This window comes from Njordella calcicola, from assembly GCF_056494125.1.
In genome coordinates, this window is record NZ_CM151396.1 from 3,974,559 (window position 1) to 3,999,280 (window position 24,722).

Here is a 24,722-nt window from a genome sequence, read left to right on the forward strand (position 1 = left end):
TCCCAGTTTATCTTTCGCTTGGAAAAATGATCTCTAAACCGAGTGCGGACAAGGATCGCCCTGTAAAATCATTACACAGCGACCAAGAACGACAAGCCAATTGGTTCCCTAACCCTGATACCCTGCAAAAGTTCCGACGGCTATGGGATTGGTGTGTGCAGCTCTGGCTGTACTGCCAAACGCTCGATCGCACTGACGCCCCGCTGTAAGTAGGTCTCGTAACGAGCAGGCACACCGTCGATTTTTTTATCCATTTGCTTCAAACCCGACGGAATTTCGCCTTCCGCCAAATTTAGAGCCGTCATGCAGTCCAACGCCATCATTTGTACAAAGGGATCCTGATCGCTGACCGCCAGCACTTCCATCAGTTGCTTCGCCGCTTGGCCTTTCTGGCCAGTCTGCGGCAATCGCCCCAGGCCTTCGCTGGCCACGCATCTAACGACCAAATCTTCGTCTTCAGCCATTTGCTGCAGCCGCCCGGCCGACGTTTCTTGCCCCATCAAACCGCGATACATCAGCCCAATAGCGGCCCAGTACCGCACGATCGCGTCGCTCGATCTGCTTGACTCTAGCACATCGGCCAGCGGAGCGGACGGAGCGGTCGCCAGATCTGCCGCATCCCAGATCCGAGCGACCGGAAACGTAGCGTCGTCGGCAGCCATCGTCCACTCGGTCGCTGTTTTGTCGGCTTGCCGAGCGACATTCTGCTTCATATGAGCTTCGGGCATCAATCCTAAGTCGCGTTGCTGGATCATCCACGCACGAAGCTCGGACTTCAAACGGTCGCGTTGCTCAGCAAACTTCGGGTCATCTGCTAGGTTCTTTAGCTGGTCAGGATCACTTTGAATGTCATACAGTTCTTCAGCAGGCTTGGCTTTCCAGAAGAACGTCTGCGCGGCGTTGGTCTGACCCGCTTTGGCCGCCGCTAGCCAAGCGATCGTGGTTGGCGTTTCGTACATGTACTCCAGGTACTGGCCCTGCGGGCGATGTGGCATGAAGTTCTTGATGTACAAAAACCGTTGATCGCGAATTGCGCGAGAGCAGTCGTAGCGTTCATCCATGCGATCGCGGAAACCAAAAGCATACTCCGGTGCAGCGGTGCGTTCTGGCCCCAAGACCGCGCGGCCATCCATGTGACTGGGCACTTTCAAACCGCACAAACTTAACATCGTTGGTGCCAAGTCCAGAAAACTGACTAGATCGTGATTCTCGGTATTGTGCTGGTACGCTGAGCCCGCCAAGCTCCGAAACTTTTCGGGGACACACACCATCAAAGGCACATGCAAACCGGACTGATACAGCCATCGCTTTCCACGCGGCATGCCGCTGCCATGGTCGCCAAAGTAGACAATGATCGTCGAATCGGTCAAACCATCTTCGCTCAGTTGGTCCAGCACCTTGCCAAGTTCGGTGTCCATTGCCGTCAGTTGATCATAGTACTGAGCCCAGTCCTGACGTATCTCAGGCAAGTCGGGATGATAGCCCGGCAGTTTGACTTCGTCGGGGCGATGGACTTGACGGTGAGGCCGAGTGCGGATCTGTGATTCGTGGCTAATCGTTGAATTGAATACGGCAAAGAAGGGTTGGCCTGGAGCACGATTGCGCCAATGCGCTTTCTTGCTTGACTCGTCCCACACCTTTCCTGATTTTTCGACGTTGTAATCCTCTTTGGAGTTATTTGTGCAATAGTAGCCCGCTTGGCCCAACAGCGTCGGTAGCATCTTAAAGCCCTCTGGCACGCGAACTTCACTGCGCATGTGCGATGCCCCCAAACTGGGTGGCCACATGCCCGTGATAATCGCTGTTCGAGCCGGCGCACATACCGGCGCGTTGGACCAAGCGTTCTGAAACCTCATTGATTGCGTCGCCAGTCGATCGAGGTTCGGCGTGGTCGCATAAGAGTCACCGTAGCACCCTAGCTCGCAGCCATTGTCTTCACTGGAAATCCACAGAATGTTCGGACGATCGGCGGCAAATGTTGCTTGGCAGACCACGGCGGCAAGTACCAAGGCGCAGCGAAACAGAATCTTCATCGGCAGGGGGCTCCTAATGGGCGAGGCGTTTTGCAGGGGATCTCGCAGGGAGATCAGTCCGCATTATACAGATTTGTCGCCTTCAGGCGGGACTCCTAGTTCGTAGTCCCGGCTTTAGCCGGTCTTCGTTTGCGCTTGGCAAACATTCCGCGTGTTCCGCCTGAAGGCGGGACTACGAACTGAGCCCCCCTCCCCGGACGCTCGCTGAACTCGCGGCCGACCCTCCCACGGGAGGGTGAAGCGGGTGCGGGCACATCTGGTGAATGGGCGTTAATATGGTGCCCCCCTCCCCGGACGCTTGCTGAACTCGCGGCCGACCCTCCCACGGGAGGGTGAAGAGGGTGCGGGCTCATCTGGTGAATGGGCGTTAATATGCTGCCCCCCCTCCCCGGACGCTCGCTGAACTCGCGGCCGACCCTCCCGCGGGAGGGTGAAGAGGGTGCGGGCTCATCTGGTGAATGGGCGTTGATATGGTGCCCCCCCTCCCCGGACGCTCGCGGAACTCGCGGCCGACCCTCCCGCAGGAGGGTGAAGAGGTGCGGGCTCATCTGGTGAATGGGCTTGATATGGTGCCCCCCCTCCCCGGTCGCTCGCTGAACTCGCGGCCGACCCTCCCGCGGAGGGTGAAGACAAACGGAATGGCCGCCAAGCTACTTAAATTTAAATCTCGCGCCGAGGATTGGCGGGCTTGGGCTCGCGAGGTACGCGGGCGGGAGATTTAGGACCTGCACGAAACGGCGACGGCTCGACATCCGAAGCTGGCTTTTCTTCCAAATCCGGTTTCGCATCCGATTCGGGCTGTGCCGTTTTCGAACCGTCGTCTTGGCCCGCGCTGCCTACCACGCTCGGTTCACTAGGCGAAGCGGACTGTCCAACCACGGCAGGCTTATCATCAACCGCTGGAATGGCTGGCCCCGCTTGCGCCGCGGCGGGGGGGGGCGGGCTTGTAGTCGCGCTCGCAGACGATTGAATCTTGCGCAATAACTCCGCACGCTCGGCATCCCAATCAGACTGAGCCTGCATGAACATCGCCGCTTGTTGCTCCAACTGTACCCGCATTGCTTCTAGCTGCTCTCCGGCTACCGCCCCATCTACCGTTGCTGGCGATTTTGCTGCAGCCGATTTCAACGCCTTCAGCTCGTCATTTAATGATTGCTTCGCCGCTTCTAACTCCTGCAGCTTGGCTGCCATTTGTCGCTGTACTAAAGCCGCATTGTCAGTAGAAGCTTTGTTATTGTCAGAGTCTGCCTCGCGTCCCGAGGCACTCGAGCTGCGCAGCAACTGCTGCTGCACCGTGGCTAGTTCACGTTCGAAACCATCGCGTTGTCGACGCAGAACTTCTGCTTGAGACTTATACTCGTCCAGTTCATTCATCGCCTTCTTAAGCTGGTTGTTTAACTCCGCGATCTGCGACTGCGTCGAGTTACCCGATTCTTGACTTCGCAGCTTCTGATTGGCCAAGGCGACGCTCAACTCACGCTTGGCCGCTTCCAAATCTCGCTGCAACGCATTCAGCTTTTGCGTCGCTTGTTCGTTCTGCGTGCGAAGCTGAGCGTTCAGTCGCTCTGCCGCTTCGCTTTGGCTCTTCAAGCTCGATTCGTATTGTTTGTTCGCCAACGACAACTGGTTAAGTTGCGATTCCAATTGCGATTGATTCCTGCTGAACTGCTCAAGCATTTGATTGCGTTCGGATAACTGCCGCTTGGCAAGCTCCAGTTCAATCTGCGTCGCCGTCGGGGAACTGAAGCGGATGGACGAATCGGTAGGCATGCTCATGGCTGCCGACGTCGATTCGCCGGTCGACAAGCTCGATGCCTCCGATGGAGAAGCGAACTGAGAAAGCCGCCGCGAGTTGCCCGCTGGCAGATCGCTCGGCGAACCGGGTGCGCTTGGCAGTTCACTTGATGATGCGTTTGATGATGCAGACGGCGAAACGATCGGTGATGCGTCATCAAGGACCGCTGTCGCAGCAGATGGAGCTTCGGAAGGCTGCTCTTCTGCGGGCTCAGGCAACGCTTCGCTATTGCTGCCTGCAGCCTGCGACATACTAGCAGAATCTTTGTCTAACACTGGGCTGACCGATTCGGCTGGCAATGCTGGTTCGACTGCTGCTGAAGGAATCAGCGGCTGCGTTTGGCTTGCGACCGATGGCGTTGCAGGCTCCGTGTTCTCTTGATTTGCAGCGGCCGCGTCATGCGCTGCGACATCTAGAGTGCCTCCGCCTGGAATCGGAGCTAGCCCCAATCGCATGCGACAAACGTTGCAGTTCAACACCTCTGGCGGCAGCGTCTTGAGATCGATTTTGATGACGGGTTGCGACGCATAGCCGGTCGAACTGGTGACAACCTGCTGCGCGAAAACTGATTCAGCAGTGCCAAGGCCAGCACAACAACTTGCCATCATCGCAAAACGAAATAACGATTGACGGACCGAAGCGGTGGAAGCAGAAAAGAGCCCTAGGAACGTGCCCGGCTTGAGATGGTGCATGACTGGACATTCGTGAAAGTGGCGAATTGAATGTCCACTAGTATACTTCAGCAGTGCCGCGTCGCAAGAATTCGACGGATCGTGTCGGCAATCGTCGCGATCCGAAACGGCTTATCGACCACCCATTCGGGCGATAAAGTCATCGCGGAATTCTTGAGCGGCAGGTCCCATTGGGCCGACATCAAGATACAAGGCAAATGGCTCGGCAACGCCCGAACACGAGCCAACATCTGCAAACCGTCCAACCGCGGCATGTGGACGTCAGCAATCAACATGTCAAAGGCATCTTTCTCGATCATCGAGAGTGCTTCGAGCCCGTCACCCGCTTCGTAGGTCACGAAGCCGCGTTTGCGAAGCCCCTCGCACAGGCAATCCCGAAATTCGGCATTGTCGTCAGTAATCAATAGCTTGGCTGTAGCGTGCATTGGAAAACTGCCAGTTGCCATTCCTTGGAATGAGCGAATCGTTTGAGTTCAGGACGGCTGGATTCGTCCAACCAGTCATTTTAACGCCAATAGCTAGCCTAATTCAAGTTCTTTGATTTGCCAGTTTGGCATGAAATTGGCTTGCGAATCGAGACGTTACATTTTGTGTTCCAAACGTCCGCCGAAACGCACAATCTTTCAGTTTTACCCTTTTTTCTTTGTCCAGCACAAGAGTGGTCTTGACTCGAAGACCGCCAAAACTCCGCCTGACAGGTTTGGCCAAACGCAGCATTTGACCTTCCTGATTTCAAGGCCCAGCGGTAGAACGTTGAGCCTCGCCAGATCCTTCCGCTGCACCTGTAGGTCGGTTGGCTGGATAAACCGCAGGATCACGAACCGGGCGGCGATTGGGCGATTCATCCTGCTTCAGGATTGGTTGGATTAAGAATATGGATGCACGTTTTGAAAATGAGGACCAAACAGGCACGCCGGAACTGAGCGAACTGGAGCAAGAGCGGTTACTAGCGGACTTGCAGAAACGCTCGCGAGCGATTGGACCGCATGCGAAGACTTTTAAGTCGGTTGTCAAAAACTGGCAAATCACTCACAACATGTCCGCCGAACAGACCTCGCTGCTGACAATCCAGGAGTGGAATGCGGTCGTGGGGGAAGCTTTGGCTAGTTACACTCGGCCCGGTCATATCCGCCGTGGATCACTTCAAATCTTTGTCGACAGCCCGCTGGTCATGCAGGAACTTACGCTCCAAAAAGGCCAGATCCTGGCGGCTTTGCAAGAGAAACTTCCTGACCACCAGATCAAAGCGTTACGGTTTCGCACTCGCTGAATGGCGGTTGGACGGCACTCCAATGCTATGCAGGGCTATCGATGTCTTTGAGCGAACGGCCCAGTCGTTTTCGGCTGCCGGATTGAGAAGCGTTATTACCAGCGGCAATTTTGGGTGCGGCGGCAGTCGCAACTGTCGATCTGTTTTGCGTTAATGCGGCAATGCTGGGATGCAGGGTGCTGGAATCGTCTGGAGCACCGATCGTTTCCACTGCGTCACTGACACCTTGCAGCACCGATTGCTTGACTCCCTCGCGGACCCACTGAAAAAAATTGAAGTTCTGCATCTTGCCCTCCCGGCGAAATCTCGAAGAAACATTGTTCCGTGATATACAACTGGACGCTCTTGCGTATGATCTAGAGCCCTGATGATGCGCCGCGAAGACTCTATAATCATGCGTCGCACTGGCCACAAACGCCCAGGCGCAGACTATCATCTTTCGTTCACTCAAAGCTAGGCAGATTTAAGGAAATTCAGAAGCGATGGAAGCAGGTATTGTTGGCCTTCCCAATGTTGGAAAAAGCACCCTTTTTAACGCACTGACGGGTAGCGGCGGGGCTCAAGCCGCAAATTATCCCTTTTGCACGATCGAACCCAACGAGGGCATCGTCAGTATTCCCGATGATCGTTTGGATCGCATCAGCAAGCTGATTGTGCCTCAGAAGAAAATCCCCGCGATCCTGAAATTGGTCGACATCGCTGGGATTGTCAAAGGCGCCAGCGAAGGCCAGGGGCTGGGCAATAAATTCCTCAGCCACATTCGCGAGGTAGATGCGATCTTGCAAGTAGTCCGCTGTTTTTCGGACCCGGACGTGATTCACGTCGCCGGTCGCGTCGATCCAGTCGACGACATGCAGACCATTGAGTTCGAATTGATGCTCGCGGATATCCAAGCGTTAGAAACCGCCCTGCCGAAAGCTCAGAGAGCCGCTCGTACCGGCGATAAAGAAGCAAAATTGCGCGAGGCCGCCATACAAAGTTGTCTCAAGCATCTGCACGAAGAAAAGCCGCTGCGGTCTTTGGAGTTACCTGAAGCCGAACAGAAAGCGATCTCCAGCTTCGGCCTTCTGAGCGCAAAGCCGATTCTCTATATCGCGAATGTCGACGAAGATAACTTGGCGGGTGAAGGTGAATTGGTTGCGGCGGTGCGGAAACAAGCGGCCGCTTCGAATGCTGAAGTCGCCATTGTAAGTGCGAAGATCGAAGCCGAACTTGCCGAACTCGAACCGGCCGATCGCGAGGAGATGCTGGCTGCGGTCGGCCTGACCGAGCCTGCACTTGCCGTGGTAGCGCGACAAGCGTACCAGACGCTGGGTCTGCAAAGCTATTTTACTGCGGGTGAGAAAGAGGTTCGAGCATGGACGGTGCCGATTGGTGCCACCGCTCCGCAAGCCGCCGGTGTGATCCACACGGACTTTGAGCGTGGCTTTATCCGCGCAGAAGTGTATTCGCTCGCGGATTTGGAAACTTATCAATCGGAAAAAGAGATTCGAGCGGCAGGTAAACTGCGGGTCGAGGGCAAGGCCTACGTCATGCAGGATGGCGACATCTGCCACTTCTTGTTCAACGTCTAGCCGAACGCCTGCAAAGTCCACGTTTGACCTCGCTATAGCTCCCCCCCTATAGCCAAAATTGCTGGTTAGAAAGCTTCCTAGATTTCTCGAGATCTTACGCAACTCTCAACGACTACGTGCGAGAACCGTATTGTTGCAATCTGAGTCATGCTGAGGGAGCTGAACCATGTCGTCTGTAATTTCTGCGTCGGTGGGTGCCGGTGGTACCAATCGAGATCCTGATGTTCGTACCATTCAAACTTTGCTAAACCGTCACACTGCTCGGCTGGGGCTAGCCGAGTTAGTTGTTGATGGCGACTGCGGCCGACTGACAATCGGAGCAATCAAGTCATACCAAAAGAATGTGATCGGATTTGGCAATCCAGATGGACGCGTCGATCGGAATGGTCGGACCTTGCGTTCGCTGACGGGCAGTACGCCTCCGGGCACGCCGACGCTGCCGCCCACTCCTCCGCAGTCACCGACCCCAGCGCCAAGCCATGATGCGAACTGGCCGCCACGCCCGACGTTCTCGCCGTTAACCAGCAACGATGCACGAGCCAACATTTTCGGACGATTTGAATACGTTCATGAACCAGTGGCGAATAACCCTGAGAATATTCGTATCCTAGGAACTTGGGAACGAGATAATATTCGGACCACGTCGATCAATATGGGCCCCAATGTCGGGACGCGCAGTGTTCGCTTCCATCGGTTAGCGATTGGTCAATTAGAAGCACTTTGGCGGGATTGGGCCGACGCTGGCCTACTGGATCGTGTCCGTACCTATGCAGGTTCTTATGTTCCACGCTTTATTCGCGGCAGCACTCGCACGTTAAGCAACCATGCGTACGGCAGCGCTTTCGATATCAATGTCGCTTGGAATGGCTTGGGGCAGACTCCAGCCGCTATGGGGGCCCCCGGATGTGTGCGAGAGTTAGTGCCGATCGCGCATCAGCACGGTTTCTATTGGGGCGGGCACTTCAGCAGTCGCCCCGACGGCATGCACTTTGAGATCGCGCGCATCTTATAACGAATTGCAATTTAACTAGATTTCTCTCCACGGCGGGGCAATTTGCAAACGCTTTAGCTAACCGCGATGGAAGCGTCCGTTCGAGCGAGCGATTTGTCCACAACTTAATGCCACTGCAGCCCCTCTGGCAGCGAATTAAAATTCTCACTGCCCGACTCGGTCACAGCATACATATCTTCGACTCGGACACCACCCAAAGCACGACAGTAAAGCCCAGGCTCAATCGTCACCACGTCACCCGCTAATAAGGTCGGCCCACCGGGCACAAGCAACGGAGCTTCATGCAATCCCAAGCCGACCCCGTGCCCCGTACCATGCACCATGCTAGTCCACGATGCTGGATCACTGTCGTTAAATGTGCGCGTCCCATAGTTCGCGCTGCGTATGACTTCGAGAGCTGCTTCATTGACCGCTTCACCAGTCACACCCGCTCGTGCCGCTCGCGCTGCCGCTTGCTTTGCTAACACGACGGTTTGGTGCATCCTCGCAATCGGCTCGGCGATCGTCCCATGCACAACCGTCCTAGTGCAATCTCCCCAATAGCGACTCTGTTTGCTCTTTGGAAATATGTCGACAATAATCGGCTCGCCAGTTCGCAACGGACCACTACCACGACTGTGGCAATCGGCGCCTTGGCGTCCGCCTGCAACGATCGATGTTGATTCCACATACCCACACTCCAGCAGCCAAATGTCGATTTTTGTTTGGACCGCTTCACTTGTCAGACGTTGACCTTCCGCCAACAAATAGCCATCGTCGTCGACCTCCGCGCGAGCGATCCACTCACAAGCCTTCCGCATTGCGATTTCCGTGACGGCTTGAGCGGCGCGCAGAGCAGCCAGTTCTTCGTGGCTCTTCTGCCGACGCGCTGAGGATTCCCAATGTGGATCGCAGGTACATGGGATGCCACTGGATTCGATCACATGCTGGTACACCGCGGGCGTACTACGTTCCAAGGTCAGCTTCGAAATCCCACGCGCCTTTAAGTAAGCCGCGACAGCTTGCGCAGTCCCAATTTCGCGGTCCGCCGACAGTTCCTCTGGAGGCACAACATCCTTAGGAGCCATGATCTCATCGGCGCAAGCCGACTGTCTAGCACGGTCCACTTCAATATCCCGCAGAATGAAAATCGATGACCGTTGCTGTGTCGCTTCATCCACCAACAGCAAGTAAGCAGCCGGATCACCGGCAGAAAACCGCACGCGGTGATACAAGGTCATGTTTTGATCAGGAATCCCTGCGATTAAAAAAGCATTCCAAGCCATCGTATCCAACCACCTTCTGCATGCGCTCCGTAGCAAGTCCAAGGGCGATAGTATAAAGCGTACGCGTCGGCTGTTAAGTACGCTCAACTGACAGGAAAAAGTGCAGAGGTGGTTTACTCGTACCGCAAGGCTTCGATCGGATTCAATTTGGATGCCTTCCACGCTGGATAGTATCCGAAGGTAATACCAACCACCATCGATACGGCCACCGCCACAATGGCAGCTTCAATCGAAGGCTGTGTGGGCCACTCCATCAACTTTCCGACCGCCAGCGACGCCACGCGTCCAAGGATGACTCCACTGAAGCCCCCCACCATGCACAGCACAACCGCCTCGGTCAAAAACTGCCGCAAGATATCTTTCGCTTTCGCTCCGATCGCCATTCGCAGCCCGATCTCTCGCGTTCGTTCGGTTACCGACACCAGCATGATATTCATGATGCCGACACCACCGACGGCCAGCGATACCGTCGCCACCGACAAAGCCAGTGCCGACATTAGATCGACAGTACGATCCAACGCATTCGACACTTCCGCCATGTCACGCACCGTAAAATCCGCGTCGCCATCGCTTACTTGATGCCGTTCACGCAAAACCGTTTCAATTTCACGAATCGCTAGCGGCACACTGTCGGTGGATCGAGCTTGCACCATAATCTGATGGATACTTTCACTGCGTATGCGTTGGCTGGCCGTCGGCACACGTTGCCGTGACGAGTTATCCTGCATCGCTGAGACAGAAGCCCCTGAGATCCCTTCACCGGAGACGCGAGCTTTGATGGTCGTCCAAGGTGCCAAGACAATGTCATCTTGATCAACGCCTAGAAGATTCGCGCCTTTAGTCTCCAGAACTCCGATCACTTTAAAGGGAACATTCGCGATGCGCACTTCCTTGCCGATTGGATCTTCGTTGACGAAAAGTTGATCGACGATCGTTTGTCCTAGCACGCACACTTTCGCACCCGCTCGGACTTCGCGGTCATCAAAGGTGCGACCAAGATTCATCTCAGTCCAGTTTCGAATCGCGAGAAAATCACTGTTGGATCCCAAGGTATAATTCGGCACCCAATTGCGATTCCCATAAACAACTTGGACGCGGGAGCCTTTCACGATGGGACAAGCTCGCGCCACGGACGGACACTCCCGCGTGATCGCTTCAACATCCTCTGGAGTCAACGTCGCGACACTTCCTGAACCTTGCGAAGCCCCCCCCGTGTTCGAGACGCCTGGCGAAACTTGCAACGTGTTGGCCCCCATGTTGGTCACGGTCAGCTCGATTGCTTTGGAAGCACCTTGACTGATTTCCATCATCGCGATCACCGCCGCCACACCGATGATAATACCCAAGGTTGTAAGCACGGTGCGCAATACATTGCGACGCAAGGCTTGCATCGCTATGTTGGCAGCGCTAAAAAACATCTGGGATCTGGCCAGTAAGCCTCGTGAACGATTGAAGTCCACTCGAGCGGGCAGTTTCTTGCCTTGCACATCAGCGCTCAGTTGCTTTTTGCTAATGTCTTTGTCGTCCACAATCAGTCCATCGACCACGCGAATCACGCGATCGGTATGGCTGGCAACCTCGGGGTCATGGGTCACGATCAACAGCGTAATGCCTGTTTCTTCGTTCAAAGTTCGAAACAGCTTAAGCGTCTCTTTACTGGTCTTCGAATCCAAGTTCCCGGTCGGTTCGTCCGCCAGCAAGATCTGCGGCTGATTGATCAGTGACCTAGCAATCGCCACTCGCTGCTGCTCGCCACCAGACAATTGCGCTGGCGTATGGTCAAAGCGTTTGGCTAAACCGACGATCCCCAACAACTCAAGCGTTCGATCACGCAACTGCCGAAAGGATAGATGACCATACGAATAGGCGGCTGGCATCTTCACATTATCAGCAGCGGTCATGCGAGGCAGAAGATTAAAGCTCTGGAATACAAATCCAATCTGCTGGCTGCGTATGACGGCCAGTTGATCAGACGACAGATTTGAGACTTCGATACCACTGAGTTGATAGGAACCCGACGTCGGCCTGTCCATGCAGCCTAGCACGTTCATCAACGTTGTCTTGCCGGACCCCGATGCGCCCATCAAGGCCACAAACTCGCCGCGGTGGATCGTTAGCGATACGCCCTTGAGCACTGGCACCGCAACTTCACCTACTTGATATGTCTTGTGAATATCGTTCAATCGAATGACGACGCTATCCTCTGCATCGGCGGAAGTCGAAGTGCTCATCGCTGGCACTGACGATCCTTCCACCTGCTTTGCATTGTCATCCACGAGCGCAACGTCCTTCGCATCTCGATGTCGAGCGGACTGCGAGCCGTGTGTCGGCGAGGAAACGGGAGTCTGGGTCATTTGTCTTTCGGTTTCGTGACGCGGGAGACAAAACTTGAGACGAAATCTGGCTGCTTCTTTTTGACGGTCCCAATGACAACCAAGTCGCCGCTCGATAGATCGCTGGTGGTCACTTCGGTTGCCAAGCCATCGGATATGCCCGCTTCTACTTCGATCGGGCGGACTTTACCGCGTGCAGCTTCCACCCAGATGGTCGGCTTGCTAACCGTCACCGTGGGTTGATCTGTTTCCGTCAGCGTTGTCTCAGATTTGACGTACTGAGCACGATAGTCTTCCAGAATCTCGTTGGCCGCCGGCCTCCAGCGCATCGCTTGGTTAGGCACCAGCAGTACATCATCTCGATTAGCAACTGTGAATTCAAGATTGGCGGTCATGTACGGCAGCAATCGCCCGTCGGAATTGTCGATATCGACAATGACGCCGTAGGTCACCACGCTATGAGCTGTGCTCGCATTAAGTCGGATCTGGGACACTTTGCCTGTAAATCTTTCATCGCGATAGGCATCGACAGAAAAGCGGACAGCTTGGCCGATATACACTTGACCGATGTCGGCTTCATTGACAGCGGCCCAGACTCGCATGTTGCGCAGATCTTTGGCAATTAAGAACAAACTCGGAGCGTTCAAGCCTGCGACCACCGTTTGTCCAACGTTCACACGTCGATCGAGAATGACTCCGTCGATGGGAGAGCGTATCAAAGTGTAGTCCAAATTGATCTCCGCCTGCTTGACGACAACTTGAGCTTGATCCACTCTTGCCTGCGCGATTGCCACTTCGGTCTCTGCGACTTGAGCGGCCGTCACAAAACTTTCATACTCGCTTTCCGAAGTCGCTCTTCTTGCCTCTTCAGCACGATCGCGATCGCGCTTTGCTTGCGCGTACTTGGTCTCCGTCAGCAATAGCTCGGCTTTTGCGAGTTGCAAGTCCGCTGTCGCTCGCTCCAGTTCTGCTTTGTACGGCAAGTCGTCGATCTGCGCGATAACCGCCCCAGCGCTGACTTTTGAAACAAAGTCCACTGTCTTGCCAGGATTGTTTGGATCATCACCAAAGCTGCGGATGCGGCCAACGATCTGAGCTCCGACATCGATCACTTCTACAGGTTCAATAGTCCCTGTGGCCGTAATGGTTGAAGTCAACGCACCACGAGCGAGCGTCGTCGTGCGAAACTCCGTCGGCTCAACATCGTCATTCTGCGAGTACAGGAACCCTACACCTCCCAAAATCGCTGCGATAAATAGTAAACCAAATATCTTCATCTCTAACTCGTGCTGCCTTCCAAAAGTAACGGCGGTTCCGCGTTGACGATTTGACCATCTGCCAAATGAATGATGCGATCTGCCTTGGCAAAATACTGGTCATCATGCGAAATGACTACAATGGACTTATTCTGCTTTTGCAAGGATGGCAAAATCTCTTCATAAAAAACGCGTTTATAAAGTGGATCTTGATCGGCCGCCCATTCATCGAAAACATAAATTGGTCGATCTTCCAAGTACGCCGTCAGCAAGGCAAGTCGTTTGCGTTGGCCTTTCGACAGTTCGGTGGTCGACAATTTCCCATCCTGGATCTGGACTTTTTTGTCGAGTTCCAAGTGTGTCAGCAACCGCTGGACGTTCTCTTGTTTCTGCCAGTCTAAACCATGCAGTGTATCGAACAAAACCGGCTCTGCAAAAACAACTGCGAACAATTGACGATAACTTTCTCGATTGTCGCAGGTGATCTCGACGCCATCAAGCAGTATTTGTCCTTCATCGGGATCGTACAGACCCGTCAAGAGTTTCAAAAACGTCGTTTTGCCACAACCATTGCCGCCCACCAGAAATACAACTTCCCCGGCGGACAACTGGAAATCCACAGGTCCAAACGCAAAGGTGCGCTCTTCACCGGGCGCTTCGTAGCGGAAACTTAAATCGTGGATGGTTAACCGATTAAATGTTTCATATGCGGGAGCTACTTCCGTCGGCTGGTCATCCAATGCCAAATCACCAAAGGATTCAATTTTTCGAATCGCAATCCTGGTGCGTGTCAGCAATGGGAACCACGCAATAATACGTTCAACGGGCGTGCTCAAAAACAGAATGGTCAGAGCGCAAGCAGTCAAGCTCGCTTTGTCCAGTTGCACAAAACGATTCGACGCAAATAGCAATGCACCAATCGCAACAAAGAACATCATTCGACCGCCACTGATCGCAGCCCCCTGAATGGTGTAGCCAATCGTTTGATTGGAGCGAACATCGCGATTGGCAGCGGCAATTGCATCAGCGAGAAAGCCACCCATCCGCGCACGATGCATCTTCAATTCCTTTACGCCATCAATCAAACTGCGCAAATGTTTGGTGAGCTCGTCTTGTCGTTCACGCGCCATCTGTAGATACGGCGTGCCAAAGGAGGCCGTCCACGTGTAGATGATATATCCAAAGATGATGAACACGATCGCGCCGATCATCACCGGCAAGGACAACCAGCCCAGGTAGATCAGGCCCGCAATCAATGTCAATGCATTGCCGATCAGCACCGGAATTCCTTGCACGGTCATGGCCAACGTACCTACGTCGACCGTGATCGCCGATAGCGCTCGATGGCTGCCCACTTTTTCCAAATCGCGAAGCGGCGCGTTGGCGATGCGTCCACATAACGATAGCAGTATCGATGAGATTGACCTTTCAGCCACTCGGGTCAACACCAATTGCGAACAGATCTTTGTCGTCAACACCGCAACTCCCAACGCTACGAAAGCCAAGATCTCTTGCGAGGTAGCTTGCGTGTCGCTGGTGAGTATCCGCTGGATCATCGCGATCATGCCGATGGAGGCCGCAGCATCGACGATCGATATCGCAACGGCTACCAATGTGATCGCCGAAGAGGACTTGAAGAGAAAAGTGAATAGCTTCATCCATCACCTCCGGTAGTCGCTTCATTTCGCTGGAGATAGGATTCAATCACCTTGGCCAGTTCGACGACATCTGGCTTGCTCAGCATGCTGTAATGCGAACCGGGCACCGTCTTCGTTTCAAATCGCGTTGCAAGACTTCGCCAGCGACCGTCGGTCAATCGCCAAGGCCTCGCTGCTTGCAACATCACAATGTCAGACTCGATCGGTTGGACCTGATACTTACCGAGCGCCACGAGATGCGCTTTGCACATCACTGCTAAGCGCCGAATCTCTTCCGCCGAAGAACTGCTGTCGGCATCGCCGGTCAATTGCTGCGAGGCTACCAGCACTTGCTCCCACTGTTGTTCTAGCGTCAGCTTGCGCAGGTTCTTTAACGATAAGCCGACTCGCGGCGCGATCTGCTTGAGTATCGATTCTTCCGTGATCTCTTCGAGTGAAGGGTCCTTCAGCGATAGATGCGTGTCCAAGAAGATGGGGACGCAAACCTGACGATCATTCGATTTCAAAATGCGTATAATCTCCATCGAGATCAACCCGCCCATCGACCAGCCGATCAATTGAATATTTCCTTCGGGCTGCCGTTGCATAATCTGCTGAGCGTAAAGGCTTGCCATTTCCAAAATGCTGTTGTGCGGCAAACGACGCCCATCCACGCCGGTCCCTTGCAAGCCGATCATGGGTCGATCCGTAATGAGCTCGCGTGCCAGTGGCACAAAGTTCACAACGTGGCCACCTAAACCATGTACACAGAAAATTGGATCGCCAACGGAAGATTCCTTCAATACAACCAAATTCGATTCTGCTTGCGTTCCGGTGATCATGGTGTCCAGCGTCTCCGAATGATAACTAGCTAGGGATAGAACTTGTTCTTCCTGCGATGTTAGCAACAACGCATGCGAGTTCAATTCCACAAATTTAGCTACCGCCGCGACCGTTGGCGATTTAAAAAGCTCGACCATCGGCAATTCCACCGCAAATGTCTTCCGAATTTTTGACACCAAACGCAGGGCCAGCAGGGAGTTCCCACCCAGCGTGAAGAAGTCATCCGTCGCCCCGACTGGTCCACGCAGTAAAACCTCTGAGAAAATACCCGCCACCTGCGGTTCAATCGTGCCGGTTGGTGCAACAAACTCGGACGTCGCAGCCTCTTCCCACGCCACCTTAGGCAGCGCTTTGCGGTCGATCTTGCCGCTAGCCGTCAACGGCATCTCTTCCAGAACACAGACCTGCGCCGGCAACATGTGCTCGGGCAATTTGGTCGCCAGAAACTGCCGCAGCGTAATGACGTTCAGTACATCGGGACCATCGGTAACCAAATACGCGACCAATGTGATCTCATCCACTCGCGACGAATCGGCAATGACGACCGTTTCACGTACTAACGGATGCTCTCGAATCGCATTCTCGATCTCTGCAATTTCAACGCGGAAGCCACGGATCTTAAGCTGATGGTCGCTGCGTCCATAAAAATCTAAACGGCCATCCTCGCGCCAAGATACGATGTCTCCTGTACGATACATTTTGGCGAAAGGACGCACGCCATAGATATCGCCAGCAAACGGATCGCGGACAAAACGTTCGGCAGTAAGTTCCGGCTTGCCTAAGTAACCTTCAGCGACACTCAGCCCGCCCAGATACAGCTCGCCGCGAACGCCAACTGGAACCGGTAATCGCTGACTATCTAAAACATACGCGGCTGTATTGGCTAGCGGTCGCCCAATCGTCAATCGATCCGCTTTGCAATCATCGGGGGTAACCTCAGTTGCGGTCGCCACCACCGTTGTCTCCGTGGGACCGTAACTATTGATCAACCGAACCTTTTCACCATGCGTGCTAAACCATGCTCTAGCTCGCTCCAGCGACACCGCCTCTCCACCAAAGACAATGGTCCGCAGACCCGCCGGAAGTGTTGCTTGCGTTTCCGATGTCTCCAAGGCAATCTCATGCCAGAAGCCAGTCGACATACTCAACACGCTTATTTCTTGTTGATCGCATTCCTTGAGGAAGCGATCGACCGAATCAAGCATCGACTCGCTGCGTAGGACCAAGGTCGCACCACACAATAGCGTGACGAATACTTCTTCCACATGCGCATCAAAACTCAACGAAGAGAACTGTAGCACACGATCCGACGCTGTTACGCCGTAAGCTTGCGTGGCGGCAATGGTATAGGCGAGAGCGGCTTGATGTGAAATCACAACCCCCTTCGGCTTGCCCGTCGACCCCGAGGTGTAGATCACATATGCGTTGCTGGCTGAAGCTGCGACTGCGGGCGCAATAGTCTCGGCTACATAACTTGATCTGACAACATCAGCGTCCGTCCCACACAGATCCACACCGTCGATGAAGGTCAGACCATCGATCTGAAAATGCGATTGATTCGGATCGCAAACTAAGAAGCGAACGCGGCTGTCCTCCAAAGTGGCTTCGTTCCGCACCCGGGGGGATTTCTCGTCCAGCGGCAAGTACGCGCAGTTCGCCTTTAAGATACCGAACATCGCGACTAATGCGCTTGCAGAGCGGGGTAAATGGATCGCAATCAGCTCCTGCGGTTGCACACCAAGTTCCTGTAAACGCGCGGCGAAACGATCCGCATAATCATCCAGTTCGCGATACGTCAGCCCCCGCTTTCCGTCAACCAGCGCGAGCTTGTCTGGCGTGCGTTTGGCCTGCGCGGCAAATCGAGCATGCAAGGTGTCGTCGCAATCATCCAGCGTGATTGGCTCCGCATCTGGTCGAACAAAACTTTCAATCACCCGCGTCTGGTCAGCACCCAGCAGCGAGACCGCTCGCCAATCCTGCTTAGGAGTTGCCACGAATGCGCGCAGCAAGACTTGCATCGCCGTTAGCATTCGCTCGATCGTCTGCGGCTTAAAAAGATCGGAATTGTAAACCAAGCGACCTGCATAACGACCGTCCGTTTGTTGCAACACTAGATTCAATTCAAAGTACGAAGACTGCACCGGTGGATTGTCGACCGGCTCAAAACGCAAACCAAGCCCACCGGTCGGAAGCGGCGCGTTGTTGTGCAGCACAAACATCGCTTGAAAAAGCGGATGGCGACTGGTATCTCGCGGAGGATTCACGGCGCTGACGACATGGTCCAAGGTTAAATCCTGATGCTCAAACGCATCGAGCACCATGGACTTCACACGTTCCGCGGCATCCAAAAAGGTTGTCGTGTCGCTCAACTCGGGTCGCAGCACGAGCATGTTGATGAAGTACCCAATCAAGTCTTCCGACTCTCGCTTGCGTCGATTGGCAACGGGCGAGCCGATTGCAAAATCATTCTGATTGCTGAAACGTGCAAGCGTTAAGTAGTAGGCAGTAAAGAACACCATGAACGGCGTCAAGCTTAACTTTTGAGCGACCGCATCGATGGCACCCGATAGCGTCTCATCTAATTCGATGGGCCGCCAATCTCCTTGCGTAGTCCGAATCTTCGGACGTGGATAATCGGTCACAAGATCCAACGGCGGAACACCCTGGAGATGCCCAGCCCAATAAGCTTGCAACCTTTCCAAGTTCGCACCAGACAGCAAATTTCGCTGCCAAACAGCCCAGTCGACATACTGGATAGCAAGCGGCGGCAACTCGAGTGGACTGCCTGTAGAAACCGCGCGATATGCCGCCAAGATCTCTTTGGCCAGAACACCTAAAGACCACCCGTCGTGAATAATGTGATGCCAAGCGACCACAATCACATGCTCATCGCCCGCAAGCTTAGCAACATGCATACGAACAATTGGGCCCTTTTGCAGATCGATGCCGTGCATCAATTGCCTTCTGAGCCATTGATCCAGAGCCTGTTTGCGTTCCGAGATTGCAAGCTGCTGGAAATCGGTAACTTCAATGTTGGCGTTTAGCTTCGGTGCAACCATTTGTACTGGCTGACCGTCCACTTCAGGAAACGTGGTTCGCAGTACCTCATGCCGATCCACCACGATCTCCAACGCCTGTTGAAGCAGTTCAATATCCAGATCGCCGATCGCTCGCAACATCGGATACGTAGTATATGCCCCCGAGCTCGGATTCACACGATCAAGGAACCACAACGCCTCCTGCGACAGCGACAATGGATTATCCAAGCGATCTGCGCGAACTCCGATGGCTGGCAATTGCGACTGGCCAGAAACGTTTGCCAATTGCTCAATCACGGCAACCGCCAAGGCAGCTATGGTTGGCCGCTCAAACAGGACTCGAAGCGGCAAGCTGACTTGCAACTGGTGTTCAATCCGGGCGAGCACTTGAGCGGCCAGCAATGAGTGACCGCCTATTGCAAAGAAATTATCCTGGCGGCCAATCGTTGGCGTGCCCAGCACTTCGCTCCATATCGCTGCCAGCTTTTTTTCTAGCTCGTTGCAGGGAGCTTCAAAAGCTCGCTTCGCTTGTGCCGCAGCGTGTTGCGGATTGGGCAATCTCTTACGATCCAGTTTACCGTTGGGCAACATCGGCAATTCATCCAACAGGACATAGCCCGACGGATTCAGCGCCATGGGAAGCTTCAGAGACACGTAATCCGACACGCTCGTGATCAATTGCTCGTCATCGAAAGGAACTGAGGGCACGAGATAAGCGATCAGTTGTTTGTCGCCGGATTCAGCTTGCTTGGCGAGCACCGCACACGCTTTGACATTGGGATGCTGCTGCAAGACGCCCGCCACTTCCGATGGCTCCACGCGGACCCCGCGAATTTTCACTTGGTCATCTTGGCGTCCCAAGATCTCAAGCTCACCATGCGGCGTAATACGTCCGCGATCTCCTGTTCGATACAGGATATCGTCGGGAGCTGCGGTCCAAGGATTTGTGACGAACGCTTGTTGGGCATCCTGAGCTAGATAACCTAGGCTGCGAAAGGGAGTGCGAATCACAATCTCGCCTAGCTCGCCCGTTCCACACTGTCGCTGCCCGCTCATAATGATCACTTGCGTTTGCGGCAACGGTTTGCCAACCAGTTGAATGCCCTCGCGTACTTCGTCGATGACCTTCCAAAACTTCGCTAAAGTGGTTTCCGTGGGACCGTATAAATTCACCAACGTGGCGTTGGGAAATCGCCGATGCAGCCGATGGCACAAATTGTCCAACAGCGGCTCGCCAGCACTAAACAGCAAACGCAAACTCGATACGTCGGTCTCTGTTTCGCTTGATAGCCAATGTCGAAGCAAGCTAGGGACGCTGTGCAGCAACGTTATCTGCTCGTTCTGCAACCAGCGCAAGATGCTGCCGCTCAAGATCGCGTCGGACGAATCAGGAATACAAAGCGTTGCACCGGAGGTGAGGGGCAAAAAGATATCGCGCAGGACCACATCAAATGAGACGGCGGTCAGTTGAGCGACACGGTCGTGCTCGTTGACATTGAATTGAGTGCGCTGCCATTGCAAAAAATGAGCTAGCCCTTGTTGACTGCCGACCACCCCTTTGGGAACGCCCGTCGATCCGGAAGTAAAAAAGATGTAAGCCGCGGCGTCGTTTGTAACAGAGCGGTCGTCTTGCGTCACAACATGGGATTGGGCAAATTCGGAACAGCGAACAGCCTGCGGCATTCCGCTCGAGTAGGACTGAAAGCCAGTATGGTCGATCAGAATCCTAGCTTGTGAAATGGCGAGCAACTGCTGCTGGCGTTCCACCGGAAAGCTGGGATCGATACACAACAACACTTGATCCGCCAACTGGACAGCCAACATGGCTACCACCAACTCGATCGATTTTTCAAACGCGACAGCCACGACAGCTTGCTCATACGGGCTTTCATCTTTGCCCACATCCGCTCGTTGATCGCCGATCGATTGTCGGATCAATTTGCTAAGCGATTCTGCTCGCGATTGCAACTCGCCATATGTCATCGATTGCTCACGGTGCCTCACCGCGATTGCGTTGGGATTCCTCTGGGCGATCGCTCGAAACGATTCGGCTACAGTCGGAAAAGTGGGACGCGTCAATTCCTGGGTTGGATCGCTGACCACATCTTCAGCAAAGGGCAACTGTAACGTTAGCTGTTGTAAGGCGGCTGAAGGACTCGCTACAAACTGCTCAAGTAAGCGAACAAACTGACGCAGGAACAATTCCATACGAGCCGATTGAAACAAGCCGGCGTTGTATACCAACCGCAGTTCAAGCTCATCCCCCATCGGCTCGGCGTACAAGGTAATGTCAAACTTGGCAAGCGCTTCAGGCAACTCAAATCGCTGAGCGACCACACCAGGCAGACTGACCGCAGGTGCTTGGTAGCTCATCAAGTTCAGCATTACGCTAAAGACTGCCGTCTGATGCGTGTCACGTGCAATTTGCAGTTCACTGAGCACGCGTTCGAAAGGGATACTCTGATGCTTATAAGCGTCGATGGCAGTACGGCGGGTGTCATAGAGAAATTGCTCGACAGTCTTTGATTCATCGACATTGGCTCGCAAGCATAATGTATTCAGAAAGCAACCGATGAGCCCTTCAAATTCCTGCCGGGGGCGACCGGCGATCGGAGTCCCCACAACCACGTCGTCTTGACCACTCCAACGCGACAACAACACTTGCAGCGTGGCCAACAACCCCATGAATGGCGTCGCCCCATGGCGACTGCACAGCTCCTTGAGAGATGCCCATTGTCCAGCGGACAATCGATGAAGGAGTGTCGCCCCTTGTCGAGACTGCCCGTGCTCTCGAGGAAAATCCCTTGGCAGATCCAAAGGCGGTACATCGGCCAATTGTTGCTTCCAGTACTCCAATTGCTCAAGGTCCGCGCCATCCTGAACATGCTCATGTTGCCAAATGGAATAGTCGGCATACTGATAATCTGGTGACGCTAAAGCTGGTGCTCGATCTTGACATAGCGCGGAGTAAACTTGAACGAACTCTTGAATTAGAATCGCAAGCGACCAACCATCTGAAACCGCATGATGCATAGCGAACAACGCCACGTGCTGGGTCTCTGACAATCGGACCAAATGCACTCGCAATAATGGACCGGTGGCAATATCAAAGGGCTTGAGTGCGAACTCTTGCGCGATCTGCAGCAGTTGCTTATCTTGATCGGCTGCTGGACGACCTGACAAATCCAGTAACGGAATCTGAATCTCCCACGGCTCTTCAATGCGTTGCATGGGTCGTCCATCTTGAACGACGAAGATAGTTCGCAACGATTCATGGCGCTGAATCAACAAGTTCAACGACGGCGCAATGATGTCCGTTCGCAACGCACCAGTTAACCGCATGCCAGCGCAGATGTTGTAGACAGGATTGCCTGGCGTCAGTTGGTCCAGTAGCCAAAGTCGTTCTTGCGCATACGAAGGTGCAAAGTCGCGCAGTTCAGCCAAGTCTTGTTCATTCAGCAACTCTTCCAGCAAACGACGACGGTCATCTGCGGAAAGGTTCGACAGGTCAATCTCGCTAGCCATCAGTCTCTCGCGTCGCCGTTTGCGACTTCAATTTCCTGCGCAACAGCTCTTCGACCGCCGCATCGTCCAGTTCCTTGACCGCTCGTTTCGCACGCAGATCCAAACGTGAACCAGTCAAGCCAGCGTTGTTGGCTTCCGCTGCCACGGATGAATGAGCGACGGAGTTCGACGGTTGTGTTAGTTGGACACTGCTGAGCAGCTTTTCAACACCTGCGGCATGACTTTTTCGCAAGTAGGCTGCTAACGTCGCTACGGTTTGCGCGTCAAACAAAGCCATCACGGGAATCGTTTCTCCACATTGTCGCTGGAGCCGATTCAGCATCCCAGCCGCTTGTAACGAATCCCCGCCCAACTCAAAAAAGTTGTCCAGCGTCCCCACTTTGTCCAGTTGCAAAGCGACGCACCATTGATCAACCAGCCATCGTTCCAGCGCATCGCTTGGTTCTAGATATTCGACATTCAACTCAGGCCGCTGTTTACGTTGCGGCACAATCGGCATTGCGGTCGATGATGCTCCATTTGCAAGTCGATTCAGTATCGCATCGTTCTCCGGTGACGAGTCGATCCAGAATCGCTTGCGCTGCCAAGCGTAATTGGGTAATCGAACGAACTTGCCTGGTGTCGCAAGATTCAAGCTCCAATCAACCGCATTGCCATTGGCAAATCGCGCCGCCGCATCATGCATAGCACTTGGCGACGCGCCATTGGCAGCAAGTCTTGTGGGGTTAGTAACACTAGCCCGCGCGCCATTGCGTCCAACGTAGATCTTATCGCAACTGGAACCATTCACGAACGCGAGCAAGCATTCGGCCGCTTCCGCTGCAGAACTTGAGACAAGCGCTAATCGGCAATCAAGATGTTCACGCTTGAAGGCTGCGGTCCAGCAGAGGTCATACCAGCTAGCCGACGTTCCATTCAAATATGCTGCGGTTCGTTGAGCGATTTGTCGTAAAGCCGACTCGGTCCGAGCAGACAGGGTAAATACAAGCTCCGGTGAAGCCACGTTACTTGCGTTCTCTGCTTCCGTGCTAGCCGCGTCGCTTGGCGAAGTGGTATATTGCTGCAAAATTACATGCGCGTTGGCACCACCAAATCCAAACGCACTCACGCCGGCTGTTAGCGGAGCAGCATCAGTCGACCAAGCTTGAGTCTGCGTTACCACGCGCATGGGCGAATCGGCCAAGACGGAATCGCGATGAGGTTGCTTGAAATGCAACGTAGCAGGCAATTGTTGGTGTTGCATCGCCAAAATTACTTTTAACAAGCCTGCGACACCACTAGCCGCTTCGCAGTGCCCCATATTTGTTTTGACAGAACCGATGTGCAGCGGGTGCTCGTTAGTATGCAATTGGCCGTAGACATTCTGCAAGGCCGCTAGCTCAATAGCATCACCGATTGGAGTGCCTGTCGCATGGGCTTCCACATAGGAGACAGCTTGCGGTTCGATCCGACTAGACTCGCAAGCAGATCGCATGACAGCTTCTTGTGTTTCACGACGTGGAGCCGATAGCCCATTGGCACCTCCATTGTGGTTGATGGCACTGCCGAGGATACAAGCGTAAATAGAGTCGCGGTCGGCAATCGCATCCGACATCCGCTTAAGGACCAATACTCCCGCTCCATCGGCGCGTACAAATCCATTGGCGTCGGCATCGAAGGCATGTATCTTGCCATCCGGCGAACATACACCCGACTTCGTCAGGTTAATAGTCGTTAGCGGATTAACCATCAAGTTCGATGCGGCCGTAATCGCTACATTGGAATCGCCTGTCCGCAAGCTTTGGCAAGCATGATGCAACGCGACCAGAGCCGAAGAACATGCGGTATCGATCGCCATGCTCGGCCCTTGCAGATCAAATGCGTAGGACAATCGATTCGCAACCGCGGCAGATGAGTTACCGATACTTGCATAGGCCGAACCGTCTTTAGCGAAATGCATTACCTTTGAAAGATACTCGTTCATGCTGACGCCCACAAAGACGCCGGTTTTTGTTGACCGCAGCTTTGTTGGCGGAATACCAGCATCCTCCAGCGCTTCCCATACCAACTCCAACAAGATGCGTTGTTGAGGGTCAGTGACAATCGCTTCACGATCCGACATGCCAAAAAAGTGATTGTCAAACCAAGCCGCGTGGTCAATAAAGCCACCCCACTTGGTTACCATTTTTCCGGCCGCGGATGGATCGGGATCGTAGTACGCGTCCGCATCCCATCGCTCGGCTGGAACTTCGGTTACCGCGTTCTGCGCCGATTGCAGCATGTCCCAATACTGGCTGGGTGAATTCGCAGAACCCGGAAATCGACACGATAAACCAATGATCGCGATTGGTTCATGTTGCTGCTGTTGCAGCCGCTGAAGACGAAGCTGCGTTTCTTTCAGCGCATAAGCTGCTCGCTGCAGTGGGGTTAATTTGTCGAGGCGAGCCGAAAGGTCGGACATGACGGTGGG

The 24,722-nt window shown here is 54.1% G+C and carries 13 protein-coding genes; 3 read left to right on the forward strand and 10 right to left on the reverse strand.

Annotation, left to right across the window (positions count from 1 at the left end):
* Window positions 1–140: 140 nt before the first annotated feature.
* The 3 genes from SH302x_RS15510 to SH302x_RS15520 form a co-directional block, all read right to left on the reverse strand.
* Window positions 141–2,033 carry a sulfatase-like hydrolase/transferase gene (locus SH302x_RS15510; RefSeq protein ID WP_479363304.1) on the reverse strand — a complete coding sequence of 631 codons (1,893 nt, stop codon included), beginning with the start codon at window positions 2,031–2,033 and terminating at the stop codon, window positions 141–143.
* A gap of 660 nt (window positions 2,034–2,693) precedes the next feature.
* Entirely contained in the window at window positions 2,694–4,520 is a 1,827-nt protein-coding gene (locus tag SH302x_RS15515; RefSeq protein ID WP_479363305.1) for a coiled-coil domain-containing protein, read from the reverse strand.
* Window positions 4,521–4,567: 47 nt separating this feature from the next.
* Window positions 4,568–4,945, reverse strand: a complete 378-nt coding sequence (locus tag SH302x_RS15520; protein ID WP_479363306.1) for a response regulator — start codon at window positions 4,943–4,945, stop codon at window positions 4,568–4,570.
* Window positions 4,946–5,394: 449 nt separating this feature from the next.
* On the opposite strand from SH302x_RS15520, the gene SH302x_RS15525 reads away from it, so the two are divergent.
* Complete coding sequence (locus SH302x_RS15525) at window positions 5,395–5,790, forward strand: DciA family protein (protein WP_479363307.1); 396 nt, start codon at window positions 5,395–5,397, stop codon at window positions 5,788–5,790.
* A gap of 25 nt (window positions 5,791–5,815) precedes the next feature.
* Here SH302x_RS15525 and SH302x_RS15530 read toward each other — a convergent pair whose 3' ends face one another.
* Window positions 5,816–6,076 carry a hypothetical protein gene (locus SH302x_RS15530; RefSeq protein ID WP_479363308.1) on the reverse strand — a complete coding sequence of 87 codons (261 nt, stop codon included), beginning with the start codon at window positions 6,074–6,076 and terminating at the stop codon, window positions 5,816–5,818.
* Window positions 6,077–6,272: 196 nt separating this feature from the next.
* Between SH302x_RS15530 and ychF the strand changes: the two genes are divergently transcribed.
* Both ychF and SH302x_RS15540 read left to right on the forward strand, forming a co-directional pair.
* A complete protein-coding gene (ychF, locus tag SH302x_RS15535; RefSeq protein ID WP_479363309.1) occupies window positions 6,273–7,364 on the forward strand; it encodes a redox-regulated ATPase YchF in 1,092 nt (363 codons plus the stop codon).
* Window positions 7,365–7,530: 166 nt separating this feature from the next.
* Window positions 7,531–8,376, forward strand: a complete 846-nt coding sequence (locus SH302x_RS15540; RefSeq protein ID WP_479363310.1) for a M15 family metallopeptidase — start codon at window positions 7,531–7,533, stop codon at window positions 8,374–8,376.
* A gap of 104 nt (window positions 8,377–8,480) precedes the next feature.
* On the opposite strand, the gene SH302x_RS15545 is transcribed toward SH302x_RS15540, so the two are convergent.
* The 6 genes from SH302x_RS15545 to SH302x_RS15570 form a co-directional block, all read right to left on the reverse strand.
* The gene (locus SH302x_RS15545) at window positions 8,481–9,641 is read right to left on the reverse strand and encodes a M24 family metallopeptidase (protein ID WP_479363311.1); all 1,161 of its coding nucleotides are present in this window, start codon (window positions 9,639–9,641) and stop codon (window positions 8,481–8,483) included.
* Between the two features lie 113 nt (window positions 9,642–9,754).
* The gene (locus SH302x_RS15550) at window positions 9,755–11,995 is read right to left on the reverse strand and encodes an ABC transporter permease (RefSeq protein WP_479363312.1); all 2,241 of its coding nucleotides are present in this window, start codon (window positions 11,993–11,995) and stop codon (window positions 9,755–9,757) included.
* Complete coding sequence (locus SH302x_RS15555; RefSeq protein WP_479363313.1) at window positions 11,992–13,251, reverse strand: efflux RND transporter periplasmic adaptor subunit; 1,260 nt, start codon at window positions 13,249–13,251, stop codon at window positions 11,992–11,994. The genes SH302x_RS15550 and SH302x_RS15555 overlap by 4 nt, the downstream gene beginning before the upstream one ends.
* 2 nt (window positions 13,252–13,253) lie before the next feature.
* The gene (locus tag SH302x_RS15560; protein ID WP_479363314.1) at window positions 13,254–14,888 is read right to left on the reverse strand and encodes a cyclic peptide export ABC transporter; all 1,635 of its coding nucleotides are present in this window, start codon (window positions 14,886–14,888) and stop codon (window positions 13,254–13,256) included.
* A complete protein-coding gene (locus SH302x_RS15565; RefSeq protein ID WP_479363315.1) occupies window positions 14,885–22,273 on the reverse strand; it encodes a non-ribosomal peptide synthetase in 7,389 nt (2,462 codons plus the stop codon). The genes SH302x_RS15560 and SH302x_RS15565 overlap by 4 nt, the downstream gene beginning before the upstream one ends.
* On the reverse strand, window positions 22,266–24,713 hold the full coding sequence (locus tag SH302x_RS15570; protein WP_479363316.1) for a type I polyketide synthase: 2,448 nt from the start codon (window positions 24,711–24,713) through the stop codon (window positions 22,266–22,268). Before SH302x_RS15570 ends, SH302x_RS15565 begins: the two co-directional genes overlap by 8 nt.
* Window positions 24,714–24,722 lie beyond the last annotated feature (9 nt).